The sequence below is a fragment of the Tepidiforma flava genome (assembly GCF_027594505.1).
GTDB lineage: Bacteria > Chloroflexota > Dehalococcoidia > Tepidiformales > Tepidiformaceae > Tepidiforma > Tepidiforma flava.
Genome location: NZ_CP115149.1, coordinates 178,421 through 191,127 on the forward strand (window position 1 = coordinate 178,421; position 12,707 = coordinate 191,127).

The window sequence follows — 12,707 nt, forward strand, 5'->3', positions numbered from 1 at the left end:
GGGTCAGTGGCGGGACTGGTCGATGATCTCCTCGGCGGCGCGGATCGCGGCTTCGGTGTCGTCGAGCGGGTCGCCGCCCCCGGCCGGCGGGTCGGACGGGCTGACCGGCTCGATGTAGGTGCAGTAGCGGCAGGACGCGGAGGAGCCGACGAGGGCGAGGGCGAAGTGGCTGAAGGTGCGGCCGCAGTTGGCGACCCGGGCGCGCCGGACGCGGGCGCGGCGGGACGCGCGGGGCGGCTTCGCCTGTTTCGGTTTGGGGATGCCGCCGGCGATGCCGCCACCCATGCCCTTCCGCGCCTCGCGCTGCGCCAGGTAGGCGTTGAGGAGGTAGACGAAGAAGGGCAGCCCGAGGATCAGGAAGAAGAGCACCGACTGCAGCATGCCCGTAGTGTAGCGGATTTCGGATGCGCTATGCCGTCAGGCGGGCTCGAGATGGCCCTCATCGCGGAGCTGGAGGAGGGCGCCGCGCCAGGCTTCGAGGGTGGCCTCGATATCGGCCTCGGTGTGGGCGGAGCTGAGCATCCCGCCCGTGCCGAAGAGCTGGACGCCGCGGTTGAGGAGGGCGAGCTGGAGGAGCCGGGCGCGCTCGGGCGGCATCGGCGTTTCGAGGAGGCCCGGCGGGAGGTCGCGGCCGTCGGCGTCGCCGGCTTCGGGCACCGCGGACCCCGCGAGGTGGACGCGGAAGGCAGAGGACTGGCCGTAGACGATGCCCGGGATGCCGAGTTCGCAGAGGACGGCGTTCATGCCGCTGCGGAGGCTGGCGGCGAGGCCGGCCGCGCGCTGCTGGTGGGTGCCGTCGGCGATTTCGCGCAGGCAGGCCGCGCCGGCGGCGGCGGAGAGCGGGTTGGCGTTGAAGGTGCCCGGGTGGCCGACCTTCTCCGTCCGCGGCCCGGCCCCGGGGAACTGGAGGTATTCGAGGAGGTCGCGGCGGCCGGCGACGGCGCCGCCGGGGAAGCCGCCCGCGAGGATCTTGGCGAGGGTGACGAGGTCGGGCCGGACGCCTTCGACCTCCTGGACGCCGCCCGGCGCCCAGCGGAAGCCAGTGACGACTTCGTCCATGATGAAGACGGCGCCGGCGCGGGCGCAGCGCTCGGCGAGGCCCTGGAGGAAGCCGCGGGGCAGCGGCACCTGGCCGCTCGACGCGCCGGCCGCTTCGACGATGACGGCACCGATGTCGCCGCGCTCGGCGAACGCGCGGTCGACGGCATCGAGCGAGGGCGGGAGGACGAGGACGGAATCGAGCGTGGCGGCAGGGATGCCGGGGGAACGCGGCCCGCGTAGCTGGAGGCCGGGACGACGTAGTCGTGCCAGCCATGGAAGTGGCGTTCGAACTTGATGACTGCCGGCTTGCCGGTGGCGGCGCGGGCGAGGCGGAGGGCCATCAGCGTGGCTTCGGTGCCGGAGGAGGTGAAGCGGACGACCTCGGCGGCGGGCACCAGGCGGACGACCTCTTCGGCCCAGGCGATTTCGAGCTCGTGGCTGGCGCCGTAGTGGGTGCCGCGCGCGAGCTGGGCCTGCGCGGCTGCGGTGACGGCCGGGTGGTTGTGGCCGAGGAGGAGGGCGCCGTGCCCGACGACGTAGTCGATATAGCGGTGGCCATCGACGTCCCATTTCGCGGCGCCGTCCGCGCGGTCGGCGTAGATGGGGAAGGGGCGGAGATAGCGGCTGTCGTGGGTGACGCCGCTGGGGAGGACCCGGGCAGCGCGTTCGTAGAGGGCGCGGGAGCCCGGGTGGCGGTCGACGTACTCCTGTTCGATGGCCATGACGAGGGCGATGATACCGCCTTTTCTCGATGCTGCCGGGGGCGTAGATTGGCCATGCGGCATGGCGGACCAGTCGATTCTTCAGCCCGGCAATTTGCTCATGGTGCAGGAGCGGGAGCGGTACCTTGCGGGCCTGTTCCGGCGGGTGGGCTGGCAATCGCTCGCCGAGCTGCGGGCGTTCGAAGCCGGGTGTTCGACGGGGTACAACCTGCGGATGCTCGTGCAGTGGGGCGCGAAGCCGGCGAACGTGGCGGGCCAGGACCTCGACCCGGCGGCGGTGGCCTACTGCCGGGCGCACGCGAGCGATATCCGCGTGCACGAGGGGAGCGCCGAGCGGATCCCGGAGCCGGACCGGGCGTTCGACCTCGCGCTGGCGTTCACGCTGTTCAGCTCGGTGCCGGACGAGGACGTGGCGCAGCGGATCGCGGCGGAGCTGGTGCGGATCACGCGGCCGGGCGGGCTGATCCTCGTGTACGACATGCGGCGGCGGAACCCGGCGAACCCGAACGTGCACCCCGTGCTCGAAGATGACGTGCGGCGGTGGTTCCCGCGGTGCCCGATGCGGACGAAGACGCTGACGCTGGCGCCGCCGATCGCGCGGCGCATCGGGCGGTTCGCGCCGTGGCTGTACGGGCCGCTCGCGGCGGTGCCGGTGCTGCGGACGCACGCGCTGTACGTGCTGCGGCGGCCGGGGCAGGTGGATGTGTTCCGCGGGCGGGCGGGGCAGGAATCGTAAACGTTTCCGGATAGACAGGCGGTTGCGAATTCGGGCAGAGTGGAGGGGCGGCTCACTGCGGCCTCGCCCGGGACCGTTCGATACTCGCTATGGTAGTCTAGGAGGACGCTATGGCTCAGTGGGACGTCGCAGTCATCGGAGGCGGGCCGGGCGGGTACGTGGCGGCGATCCGCGCGGCGCAGCTGGGCCTGAAGACGGCGGTCTTCGAGAAGGAGCGGGTCGGCGGGCTCTGCCTCAACTGGGGCTGCATCCCGAGCAAGGCGCTCTTGAAGAATGCGGACGTGGTGAACGCCGTGCGCGAGGGCGCGCAGTGGGGGCTGACCGGGGCGGAAGCGGTCAGGTTCGACTACGGCGCGGCGGTGGACCGGAGCCGGCGGGTCGTCGACCAGATCGTCGGCGGCGTCGAAGGGCTGCTGCGTGACAACGGCGTTGAGCTCATCGCCGCGGAGGCGCGACTGACCGGGACGCGGACGGTCGCAGCGGGCGGCGCGGAACACCGGGCGGCGAACATCATCATCGCAACGGGCGCCGGGCCGCGGGTGCTGCCGGGACTGGAGCCGGACGGCGAAACGGTCATCACGAGCCGGGAGGCGCTGGCGCGGCGGGATGCGCCGCGGCGGGCGGTCATCATCGGCGCCGGGCCGGTCGGGGTGGAGTTCGCCCATCTCTGGGCGAGCTACGGCAGCGAGGTGACGCTCATCGAGCTGATGGAGACGCTGCTGCCGCTCGAGGACCCGGAGATCGGCCGGCTGCTGAAGCGGAGCTTCGAGGCGCGCGGCATCCGGTGCCTGGTCGGGACGCGGGTCGCCGGCATCGAGCGGACTTCAGCGGGTGCGCTGGTGCGAACGCAGGCGGAAGGGAGCGCATCGGCGATCGAAGCGGAGACCGTGCTGGTCGCGGTCGGGTTCACGCCGCGGACGGAGGGGCTGGGGCTCGAGGCGGCGGGGGTGCGCACGACCCGCGGGTTCATCGAGATCGACGGGCGGATGGCGACAAACGTGCCCGGCGTGTATGCGGTCGGCGACGTCACAGGGAAGCTGATGCTGGCCCACGTGGCATCGCAGCAGGGCGTGCTGGCAGCGGAGGCGATCGCAGGGCTGCAGCGGCCGGAGCCGGATTATGTGCAGATGCCGCGGGCGACGTTCTGCCAGCCGCAAGCGGGCTCGATCGGGTACACGGAGGCGGGGGCGCGGCAGGCAGGGTTCGAGGTGAAGACCGGCAGGTTCCCGCTCACGGCGCTCGGGAAGGCGGTGGCTGCGGGGCACACGGAAGGGTTCGTGAAGGTGGTGGTGGATGCGGCGACCGGACAGGTGCTCGGCATCCACATGGTCGGGCACGACATCAACGACCTGCTCGGCGAGGCGACGATGGTGGCGATGCTGGAAGCGACGACTGCCGAGCTGGGATTTGCGGTGCACGCGCATCCGACGCTGCCGGAGGCGCTGAAGGAGGCCGCGCTGGCGGCCGATGGCGAGGCGATCCACATCGCAAAGCGGCGGGCTGCGCCGCGGGAAGGAGCCGTGACAGCATGACGACCGACGTGCAGAGCGCCCTGATGCGCGAGCTGGGAGCGGAACAGCTGGGCATGTTCCTCTACCAGATGGTGCTCATCCGGCACTTCGAAGAGAAGTGCGGCGAACTGTACACGAAGGGGAAGATCCGCGGGTTCCTGCACCTGTACACCGGGCAGGAGGCGTGCGCGGTCGGCTCCATCAACTGCCTCGAAGAGCGGGACAAGATCCTGACGCACTACCGCGACCACGGCCACGCGCTGGCGCGGGGGTGGACCCGAACCGGGTGATGGCCGAGCTGTACGGCAAGGCGACGGGCGTCGCCGGGGGACGCGGCGGCTCGATGCACCTGTACGACGTGGAGAAAGGGTTCCTCGGCGGGTATGCCATCGTGGCGGCCCACCTGCCCTGGCGGTGGGGCTCGGCGTCGCGGCGCAGATGAAGCGCGAAGACTTCGTCACGCTCTGCATCTTCGGCGACGGGAGCGTGGGCGAGGGCGAATTCCACGAGGCGCTGAACATGGCAGTGCTCTGGAACACGCCGACGATTTTCTTCTGCGAGAACAACCTGTACGGGATGGGCGTGCCGTTCAAGGCGTCGCTCTCGACGGAGATCCCGAAGCTGGCGGCGGCGTACAACATGCCGGCGGTCTCGGTCGACGGGATGGACGTGCTGGCGGTGTATGCGGCCACCCGGGAGGCGGTCGCGCATGCGCGGGCGGGCAAGGGGCCCTACTTCATCGAAGCGATGACGTACCGCTACCGCGGGCATTCGATGGCCGACCCCGAGCTGTACCGCCTGAAAGAGGAGATCGAGGAAGCGAAGCAGCGGGACTGCATCGAGCGCCTGAAGCGACAGATGATGGAAGCCGGGATGCTCGACGAACAGGGCTTCGCGGAGATCGACGCGCGGGCGACGGCCGTCGTCGATGAGGCGGTGGAGTTTTCGGAACGGAGCCCGCAGCCGGCGCTGGATACGCTCTTCGACCACCTCTACAAGGAGTAGGCGATGGCCATCATGCGGATGCGGGACGCGCTCCGGGAAGCGCTGCGCGAGGAGATGCTCCGGGACGAGCGGATCTTCCTGATGGGCGAAGACATCGGGCTGTACGGCGGCTCGTACGCGGTGACGAAGGGGCTGCTGGAAGAGTTCGGTGAGGAGCGGGTGCGGGATACGCCGATCGCGGAATCGGCCATCGTCGGCATCGGCATCGGTGCGGCGATGGGCGGGCTGCACCCGATGGTCGAGATCATGACGATCAACTTCAGCTTCCTCGCGCTGGACCAGATCGTGAACAACGCGGCGAAGCTGCTCCACATGTCGAACGGGCAGATCAACGTGCCGCTCGTGATCCGGATGGCGAGCGGGGGCGGTTCGCAGCTGGCGGCGACCCACAGCCACAGCCTCGAGGGGCTGTATGCGCACTTCCCGGGGCTCAAGGTGGTGTGCCCCTCGACGCCGGCCGATGCGAAAGGGCTGCTGAAGCGCGCGTTCCGCGACCAGAACACGGTCATCTTCATCGAACACACGGCGAACTACGGCCTCCGCGGCGAGGTGCCGGACGATCCCGATTTCCTGGTCGAATTCGGGGTGGCCAACGTCGTGCGCGAGGGAACGGACGTGACGATCGTGGGCTACAGCGGGAGCGTCCACCAGGCGATCCGCGCCGCGGAGCTGCTGGAGCAGCAGGAGGAGATCAGCGCGGAGGTCATCGACCTGCGGACGCTGCGGCCGCTGGATATGGACACCGTGATCCGGTCGGTGAAAAAGACGAACCGGGCCGTAATCGTGGAGGATGCGTGGAAGTTCGGCGGGTTCGGGGGCGAGCTGGCGGCGCAGATCATGGAGCGGGCGTTCGACTGGCTGGATGCGCCGGTGGCGCGGGTGGCGTGCAAGGATGTGCCGCTTCCCTACAATCGCAACCTGGAGTTCCACGCTCTGCCCTCGGAAGAGGACGTCGTGGAGGCGGTCCTCGGGATGTTCAAGGAGTAGGCCGGTGACGATCGAAGTGACGATGCCGCAGATGGGCGCCGACATGATCGAGGGGACGCTCGTGCGCTGGCTGAAGCAGGTCGGCGACCAGGTGAAGCGGGGCGACGTCATCGCGGAGATCGAGACGGACAAGGCGACGGTGGAGCTCGAAGCGTTCGAATCGGGCACCGTGCTGAAGCTGGTGGCGAACGAGGGCGACATCGTGCCGGTCGGCGACGTCATCGCCATCCTTGGCGAACCGAGCGAAGCGGCGCCGGAGGTGGCGCGGAAGCCCGTCCCGCCGCCGGCGAAGCGGGAGATCGAGCCGGAGGTGAAGGCGGCGGCGCGGAAGCCGGAACCGGCACCGGCCGCAGCGGCGCCGGCTGCCGCCGAGCCCGACGAGGGACGCATCCGGATCAGCCCGGTGGCGCGGAAGATCGCGAAGGAGGCGGGGCTCGACATCCGGGGGCTGCGGGGCTCCGGGCCGGACGGCCGGATCCTGCGGCGGGACGTCGAGGCCGCGATTGCGGCGCGGTGCGCGGCCCCGGCGCCCGCGCGGGAGCCTGAGCCGGCCGCTCCGGCGGCCCCGGCGCCCCGGCCGGCAGCTGCTCCCGCAGCAGCGCCAGGCGAGGTAGCCGAGCTGGGCAAGATGCGGAAGGCGATCGCGCACCGCATGACGCTTTCGAAGCAGACGCAGCCGCACTACTACCTGACCCTCGACATCGACATGACGGACGCGCTGGCGTTCCGGGCGCAGCTGAACGCCGGCCTGCCGGAGGGTCAGAAGGTCACGATCAACGACCTCATCGTGAAAGCGTGCGCGATTGCGCTGGAGCGGCACCCGAAGTTCAACGCGGCGTACAGCGACGAGGGCCTGCGGATGCACGACCGCATCAACATCTGCATCGGCATCGCGCTCGATGAGGGGCTGATCGCGCCGGCGGTGCTCGACTGCCAGGCGAAGTCGCTCGGCCGCATCGCGCAGGAGACGAAGGACCTGATCGAACGGGCGCGGGCCGGGAAGCTGACCGCGGCGGAGTACGGCGAGGGGACGTTCACGATCACGAACCTGGGCGCCTACGGGGTGGAGACGCTCATCGGGATCATCAACCCGCCGCAGGCCGCCATCCTCGGCGTCGGTTCGGTGATGCCGAAGCCGGTGGTGCGCGACGGCGAGGTCGTGGTGCGGCAGGTGATGAAGGTGGCCTTGAGCGCGGACCACCGGGTGACGGACGGCGCGGAAGGCGCGCGGTTCATCACGGAGATCCGGGGATCCTGGAGCAGCCGGCGACGCTGGCGCTCTAGCGGCCGGGCGGGTCTTCGACGCGGTCGCGGGGGATGCGGATGAGGCCCTCCTGCGCGACGGAGGCAATGCGGAGGCCGCCGGGAGTCCAGATCGAGCCGAAGATGAGGCCGCGCGCGTGGCGGGCGACCGGGCTCTCGCTGGCGTAGAGGACCCAGTCGTTGAACGTCACGGGGCCGTGGAACCAGACGGCGTGGTCGAGGCTCGCCGACATCCGGCGGCCCCAGGTGAGGCCGTGGGGCCGGGCGGCGGTGGAGAGGAGGGTGCGGTCGCTGGCGTAGGTGAGGACGGCGGCGTGGATGAGCGGGTCATCGGGCAGGTCGCCGTTCGGGCGCATCCAGATGCGGCGGCGGGCGGGGAGCCGCTCGCCCGGCAGGTCGGGGTCGACGACGCGGATTTCGATGGGCTGCGACCGGCGGCGGCGCTCGGCGTCTTCGAGGATTTCGCCGCGGACGTCTTCCCAGTCGGGGAGGCCGTCGGGCGGCGGCGCGCTCGGCATGACGTCCTGGTGGGCGACGCCGTCTTCGGGCCGGGCGAAGGAGGCGGAGAGGTCGAAGATGGCTTCGCCGCCCTGGTAGGCGACCACGTGGCGGGTGGAGAAGGTGCGGCCGTCGCGGATGCGGTCGACGACGAAGCGGATGGGCACGTCGTGGGTGCCGCCTTTCAGGAAATAGGCGTGGAGGGAATGGATGAAGCCGGCGCCGGGTTCGAGGGTGAGGCCTGCGGCCATGACGGACTGGGCGGCGACGTGGCCGCCGAAGAGGCGGCCGCTGCCGGGCCCGGGCTGGCCGAGGAAGAGGTCGCGGTCGAGCCGTTCGAGCTGGAGATTCTGGAGCAGCAGGTCGAGGGCGCGGCTGCGGGTCACGGGAGGTACTCCAGGGGGACAGGTGGGTTGGCGAGCGGCCGGGCGGCGATGGCCATGAGGATCATCAGGTTGTCGTCGCCGGCGATGCGGTTTTCGTGGAGGACGCCGCACGATTTGCAGCGGTGGATGAGCATCCATTCGCCGTCAGGCGCGACGAAAACGGCGAGCGGCTCCATGGGGCCGCCGCAGGCGGCCTTGCGGTCGCCGGGGAAGTTGTCGACGTGGCGGCTCCAGAGGCACTGGTTGCAGTGGTTGCGCTGCGTGGTGCCGAAGGCGAGGGTTTCGACCGTGCTCCGGCACTTGATGCAGCGAAAGGTCTCGGCATCGGGCATGGGGCTGAGCGTAAAGGTAGCGCCAGCGGCGGTTACGGTCAGCGGAGGCGGCGGCCCATGATGTAGAAGGGCCAGCCGCCGGCGGTGAACGTCATCTCTGCGAGGTATTCGAAGCCGAGGCGGTGGTAGAGCTCGTGGGCGCGGCTGTCGGTGCGGGTGCTGAGGACGGCCGTGCGCTCGGGGCGGCCCTCGAGGAGCGCGGTGACGAGGGCGGCGCCGATGCCGCGGCCCTGGGCGGACGGGGCGACAGCGACTTCGACGACCTCGTAGGCGTCGCTGAGCCATTCGGCGGACTTGCGGGGGCCGAGCCAGCGGGCGACGGCATCGTGCCACCACTGGCCGTCTTCGCCGCGGTAGCCGTAGGCCATGCCGAGGACGGCGCCCTCCGATTCGGCGATGAGGAAGCGGAAGCCTTTGCGGTGGCGGTGGGTATCGCGGATGCGGGCGCGGACTTCGCGGCCGCGGTCGAGGTCGCTGTAGGGCGGCTCGGCGAAGGCGTCGCCGTAGACGGCGATGGCCCCTCGAAGAGGGGGCCAGCCGGTTCGATGTCACGGATGCGGAGGTCGGTGGCAGTCACCTTAGCCGCGGTACTGGGTTTTGCCGCCGACGCGGTCTTTGTTGAGCCGCTTGTTGAGGTGGAGGCCTTCGAGGATGAATTCGAGGGCGGCGGCGGTTTCGGCGTCGCTGCGGCTGCCGCCGAGCTTGTCGATGGCGGGCATGAGGCCTTCGATCTGGCGGGCGATGGCGGCGTGCTCGCGGGACGGGACCATATCGCCGACTTCGACGGCAACGCCGGCTTTGAAGCGGTTGACCACGGGTTCGAGCTCGCCGAGGTTGAAGGAGCGGTTGAAGACGGCGACGACGGCGCCCTGGATGAGCTTTTCGATGATCTGGTCTTCGCGGCCGTCTTCGACGGTTTCGAATTCGACCTTGCCGGAGAGGGCGGGGACGACGTACGGGAGGTCGCTGACGCGCGGGACGACGCGGTCTTCGCCGGTGACGATGGCGCGGCGCAGCGCGTTGGCGAGCATGGATTCGTAGTTGGCGATGGAGGCGCGGACGCTGACGCCGGAGCGCTGGTTGATATCCGGGCTGCGGCGGGCGAGGCGGCTGATCTCGGCGATGATCTCCTTCATGTACTGCGGAACGGCGACGTCGAAGTCGGCCGGCACCGGGTGGTGCTCCGCCTCCATGATGTCGATTTCGTACTCGATGCGCGTCGGGTAGTGGGTGCGGACCTGCGCGCCGTACCGGTCCTTGAGCGGGGTGATGATGCGGCCGCGGTTCGTGTAGTCCTCCGGGTTGGCGGAGGCGACGATGAAGACGTCGAGCGGGAGGCGGATGCGGTAGCCGCGAATCTGGACGTCGCGCTCCTCCATGATGTTGAGGAGGCCGACCTGGATGCGCTCGGCGAGGTCCGGGAGCTCGTTGATGCAGAAGATGCCGCGGTTGGTGCGGGGGATGAGGCCGTAGTGGATGGTGAGCTCGTCGCTGAGGTAGCGGCCTTCGGCGACCTTGATGGGGTCGACCTCGCCGATGAGGTCGGCGATGGTGATGTCCGGGGTGGCGAGCTTTTCGCCGTAGCGCTTATCGCGCGGGAGCCATTCGAGCTCGGCGTCGTCGCCTTTCTCGGCGAGGATGTCGCGGCCGGCCTGGGTGATCGGTTCGAAGGGGTTTTCGGGGATTTCGCAGCCGGCGAGGATGGGGATTTCGTCGTCGAGGAGGGAGACGAGGGAGCGGATGATGCGGGATTTCGCCTGGCCGCGCTCGCCGAGGAAGATGATGTCCTGGCCGGCGAGGATCGCGTTGACGATGTGGGGGATGACGGTGTCTTCGTAGCCGTAGATGCCGGGGAAGAGGGGTTCGCCGCTGCGGATCTTGGCGATGAGGTTCTTGCGCATCTCCTCGCGGACGGGGAGGACGCGGTACCCGGAGGCGCGCAGTTCGCCTACCGTGCGAGGCCGTTCGAGTGTCGTCACTGGTGTCCCACTCCGAGTTGGTTACCGGCGGATGCCGGGAGCCGATGGAGGGCGGCGCCCCCGGCGCGAGCCCGATCCCGGACACTGCCGTGGAGGCAGTGCGCCCGGAACTTCGAGGGTGCCGGGCCTCTGGCTCGATCATAGGGTGCCCCCAAGGCGTGTCAACCGAGGGTAAGCAGGCTGGCATGGCGGGCAAGGGGGAAGGTCAGCCCAGCAGGCGGTCGATCTCGGCGAGACGCTCGGGGGTGTTGGCGTTGAGGAAGCTGCGGAGGTCCGGGTCGAAGGGGCGCAGGTCGGCTTCGCCCGGTTCGACGACGCGGAGACCTTCGCAGGCGGCGACGATGCGGAGGCCGCCCGCGCCGGTCTCGAGGGCGCGGCGGAAGGCGGGGAGACAGGCGGCGGGGCGGTAGACGGCGACGAGCGGTTGGGGGAAGCCGCCGACCAGCGGCCGGACGACGTCGGCGCCGGTTTCGCGGGCGACGGCCGCGAGCCCGGTCACCAGCGCAGGGGCGATGAGCGGGGCATCGCACGAGCAGGCGAAGGCGAGGCCGGCGCGGACGGCGGCGAAGCCGGCAGCGAGCCCGGCGAGCGGACCGCGGCCGGGCAGCTCGTCCTCGGCGGCCTCGACCGGCAGGGGAACTTCGATGGCCGGCAGCGGCTGGCCCGGGGCCCGGACGATGATGATGCGCTCGACGGCGGGGGCGACCGCTTCGGCGACCCACTGGAGGAGGGGTCGGCCGCGGAGCGGGGCGGAGGCTTTATCGCGGCCGAAGCGGGTGCTGCGGCCGCCGGCGAGGATGACCGCCTCGATGCCGGGGCTCATGGAAGGCCGTACGATGGGAGGGATGTCGCTGCTGGAGGCATTCGGCGCTGGCCCGGGCTCCATGGTGGCCGCCGTCGGCGGCGGGGGCAAGACGAGCCTCGTGTTCCGGCTGGCGTTCGAGGCGCAGGAGCGCGGCATCCCGGCGGCGGTGACCACGACGGTGAAGTTCACCCGGCCGGCCGGGCTGCCGATGCCGCCGCTAGCCGCCGCCGAGCCCGGCGGGGCGGCGGAGCGCTGCGCGGCAGCGCTCGCTGCCGGCGGCGCGGTCACGCTGGTCAGCGGGGAGGGCGACCGGGGGCGGCTGCTCGGCTTCGCGCCGGGTGAGGTCGACCGCCTCCGCGAGCCGGGCCGCATCGTGCTGGTCGAGGCGGACGGGTCGGCGCACCGGCCGTTCAAGGCGCCGGCGGCGCACGAGCCCGTCATCCCCGGCGCGGCGACGCACGTGGTGGTCTGCGCGGGGCTGCAGGCGCTCGGGCGGCCGCTCGATGAGCGCTGGGTGCACCGGCCGGAGCTGGCGGCGCGGCTGTGCGGCCTGCAGCCCGGGCAGCCGCTGACGGCCGAGGCGATGGCGGCCGTGCTCCTCCACCCGGAGGGCGGGCGGAAAGGGGTGCCGCCGGGTGCGCGGCTGCTGGCGCTCCTGAACGCCCCGGCCGGGTTCGACGGGAGCCGGGATGCGGTGCGGCTCGCCGACGCGCTGGCGGCGGGCGGGTTCGAGGCCGCAGTCATCGCGACCGCCCACCTGGGCATCGTGTACGGGGTAACGCGACATGGGATGGTTTCGGCGCCGGCCGCGCATCACGGATGAGATTTACGGCAACCTGATGACGTCGTTCGGGCGGGTGGTCGACCGCGACCCGCTGGTGAAGCTGCCGGCCGCAGCGCTGGCCGAGCGCGTGGCGGGCGAGTTCGCGGCGGTGGTCGAGGAGCTGGACGCGAAGACGTACCGGGGTTCGACGATGTACCACCTGCGGCTGCTCGCCGGGGCATGGATCATGGCGCGGGAGGGCGCGGTGCCGCGGGCGACGGCGGAGGTGTTCGAAGAGGCGTTCGCATGGCGGTTTGAGCCGGTGCGGAAGGGGAGCGGGGCGCTCGCCCGGCGGCTGAGCGAGCTGGCGAATGGGACATTCGAGCGGGAGACGCTGGGCTGAGGCGGCGCAACACGGGCGAAATCCGCTCGAAATGCGGCGGCAACGGGCGGCTGGCAAGCTCGTGGCATGGCAGTCGTCCGCTCCATCCGCATCACGATGCCCGACCGGCCGGGGGCGCTCTCGGCGGTCACGACGGCGCTCGCGGCGCACCGGGTCGATATCGTCCGGCTCGACGTGGTGTCGCATGAGGGCGAGTACGTGGTCGATGACCTGCTGCTGGAGGCGGCGACGGCGGAGGACATCGGCGCGGCGATCGGGGGTTCTGGCCGGAGGTGA

General features: G+C 71.0%; 17 protein-coding genes and 1 pseudogene. 10 read left to right on the plus strand and 8 right to left on the minus strand.

Features of this window, described 5'->3' with window-relative positions:
• Positions 1 to 3: 3 nt before the first annotated feature.
• From O0235_RS01215 to O0235_RS15275, 3 genes and pseudogenes are all read right to left on the minus strand, one after another.
• Complete coding sequence (locus tag O0235_RS01215; RefSeq protein ID WP_270056776.1) at positions 4 to 381, minus strand: hypothetical protein; 378 nt, start codon at positions 379 to 381, stop codon at positions 4 to 6.
• A gap of 36 nt (positions 382 to 417) precedes the next feature.
• Positions 418 to 1,128, minus strand: coding sequence for an aminotransferase class III-fold pyridoxal phosphate-dependent enzyme (locus tag O0235_RS01220; RefSeq protein ID WP_373324345.1), 711 nt, complete (start codon positions 1,126 to 1,128; stop codon positions 418 to 420).
• Positions 1,129 to 1,349: 221 nt separating this feature from the next.
• Positions 1,350 to 1,826 (minus strand): annotated as a pseudogene (locus tag O0235_RS15275) (aminotransferase class III-fold pyridoxal phosphate-dependent enzyme); the annotation flags it as partial.
• On the opposite strand from O0235_RS15275, the gene O0235_RS01225 reads away from it, so the two are divergent.
• The 7 genes from O0235_RS01225 to O0235_RS01255 all read left to right on the plus strand — a co-directional run bounded on the left by O0235_RS01225 (position 1,825) and on the right by O0235_RS01255 (position 7,329).
• Entirely contained in the window at positions 1,825 to 2,499 is a 675-nt protein-coding gene (locus tag O0235_RS01225) for a class I SAM-dependent methyltransferase (protein ID WP_270056777.1), read from the plus strand. The pseudogene O0235_RS15275 and the gene O0235_RS01225 overlap by 2 nt on opposite strands.
• A gap of 110 nt (positions 2,500 to 2,609) precedes the next feature.
• On the plus strand, positions 2,610 to 4,031 hold the full coding sequence (gene lpdA, locus O0235_RS01230; protein WP_270056778.1) for a dihydrolipoyl dehydrogenase: 1,422 nt from the start codon (positions 2,610 to 2,612) through the stop codon (positions 4,029 to 4,031).
• Positions 4,028 to 4,300, plus strand: coding sequence for a thiamine pyrophosphate-dependent enzyme (locus O0235_RS01235; protein ID WP_270056779.1), 273 nt, complete (start codon positions 4,028 to 4,030; stop codon positions 4,298 to 4,300). Before lpdA ends, O0235_RS01235 begins: the two co-directional genes overlap by 4 nt.
• Positions 4,300 to 4,452, plus strand: a complete 153-nt coding sequence (locus O0235_RS01240) for a hypothetical protein (RefSeq protein WP_270056780.1) — start codon at positions 4,300 to 4,302, stop codon at positions 4,450 to 4,452. Before O0235_RS01235 ends, O0235_RS01240 begins: the two co-directional genes overlap by 1 nt.
• Entirely contained in the window at positions 4,425 to 5,015 is a 591-nt protein-coding gene (locus O0235_RS01245) for a thiamine pyrophosphate-dependent dehydrogenase E1 component subunit alpha (protein ID WP_270056781.1), read from the plus strand. Before O0235_RS01240 ends, O0235_RS01245 begins: the two co-directional genes overlap by 28 nt.
• Positions 5,016 to 5,018: 3 nt before the next feature.
• Positions 5,019 to 6,002 carry an alpha-ketoacid dehydrogenase subunit beta gene (locus tag O0235_RS01250; RefSeq protein WP_270056782.1) on the plus strand — a complete coding sequence of 328 codons (984 nt, stop codon included), beginning with the start codon at positions 5,019 to 5,021 and terminating at the stop codon, positions 6,000 to 6,002.
• Between the two features lie 4 nt (positions 6,003 to 6,006).
• Positions 6,007 to 7,329 (plus strand): dihydrolipoamide acetyltransferase family protein, encoded by a 1,323-nt coding sequence (locus O0235_RS01255; RefSeq protein WP_270056783.1) that lies wholly within the window; start codon positions 6,007 to 6,009, stop codon positions 7,327 to 7,329.
• On the opposite strand, the gene O0235_RS01260 is transcribed toward O0235_RS01255, so the two are convergent.
• The 5 genes from O0235_RS01260 to mobA all read right to left on the minus strand — a co-directional run bounded on the left by O0235_RS01260 (position 7,283) and on the right by mobA (position 11,283).
• Positions 7,283 to 8,149, minus strand: a complete 867-nt coding sequence (locus O0235_RS01260; RefSeq protein ID WP_270056784.1) for an acyl-CoA thioesterase — start codon at positions 8,147 to 8,149, stop codon at positions 7,283 to 7,285. The two genes, O0235_RS01255 and O0235_RS01260, sit on opposite strands and share 47 nt — an antisense overlap.
• Positions 8,146 to 8,481, minus strand: a complete 336-nt coding sequence (locus O0235_RS01265) for an RNHCP domain-containing protein (RefSeq protein ID WP_270056785.1) — start codon at positions 8,479 to 8,481, stop codon at positions 8,146 to 8,148. Before O0235_RS01265 ends, O0235_RS01260 begins: the two co-directional genes overlap by 4 nt.
• Positions 8,482 to 8,519: 38 nt before the next feature.
• Positions 8,520 to 8,996, minus strand: coding sequence for a GNAT family N-acetyltransferase (locus tag O0235_RS01270; RefSeq protein WP_270058002.1), 477 nt, complete (start codon positions 8,994 to 8,996; stop codon positions 8,520 to 8,522).
• A 63-nt stretch (positions 8,997 to 9,059) separates the two neighbouring features.
• The gene (locus tag O0235_RS01275) at positions 9,060 to 10,460 is read right to left on the minus strand and encodes a MoxR family ATPase (protein ID WP_270056786.1); all 1,401 of its coding nucleotides are present in this window, start codon (positions 10,458 to 10,460) and stop codon (positions 9,060 to 9,062) included.
• Between the two features lie 205 nt (positions 10,461 to 10,665).
• Entirely contained in the window at positions 10,666 to 11,283 is a 618-nt protein-coding gene (gene mobA, locus O0235_RS01280) for a molybdenum cofactor guanylyltransferase (RefSeq protein WP_270056787.1), read from the minus strand.
• A gap of 22 nt (positions 11,284 to 11,305) precedes the next feature.
• Here mobA and yqeC point away from each other — a divergent pair, with 22 nt between their 5' ends.
• The 3 genes from yqeC (at position 11,306) to O0235_RS01295 (ending at position 12,707) form a co-directional block, all read left to right on the plus strand.
• Complete coding sequence (yqeC, locus tag O0235_RS01285; RefSeq protein WP_270056788.1) at positions 11,306 to 12,088, plus strand: selenium cofactor biosynthesis protein YqeC; 783 nt, start codon at positions 11,306 to 11,308, stop codon at positions 12,086 to 12,088.
• Complete coding sequence (locus O0235_RS01290; RefSeq protein ID WP_270056789.1) at positions 12,051 to 12,431, plus strand: hypothetical protein; 381 nt, start codon at positions 12,051 to 12,053, stop codon at positions 12,429 to 12,431. Before yqeC ends, O0235_RS01290 begins: the two co-directional genes overlap by 38 nt.
• A gap of 66 nt (positions 12,432 to 12,497) precedes the next feature.
• Positions 12,498 to 12,707 (plus strand): ACT domain-containing protein, encoded by a 210-nt coding sequence (locus O0235_RS01295; RefSeq protein WP_270056790.1) that lies wholly within the window; start codon positions 12,498 to 12,500, stop codon positions 12,705 to 12,707.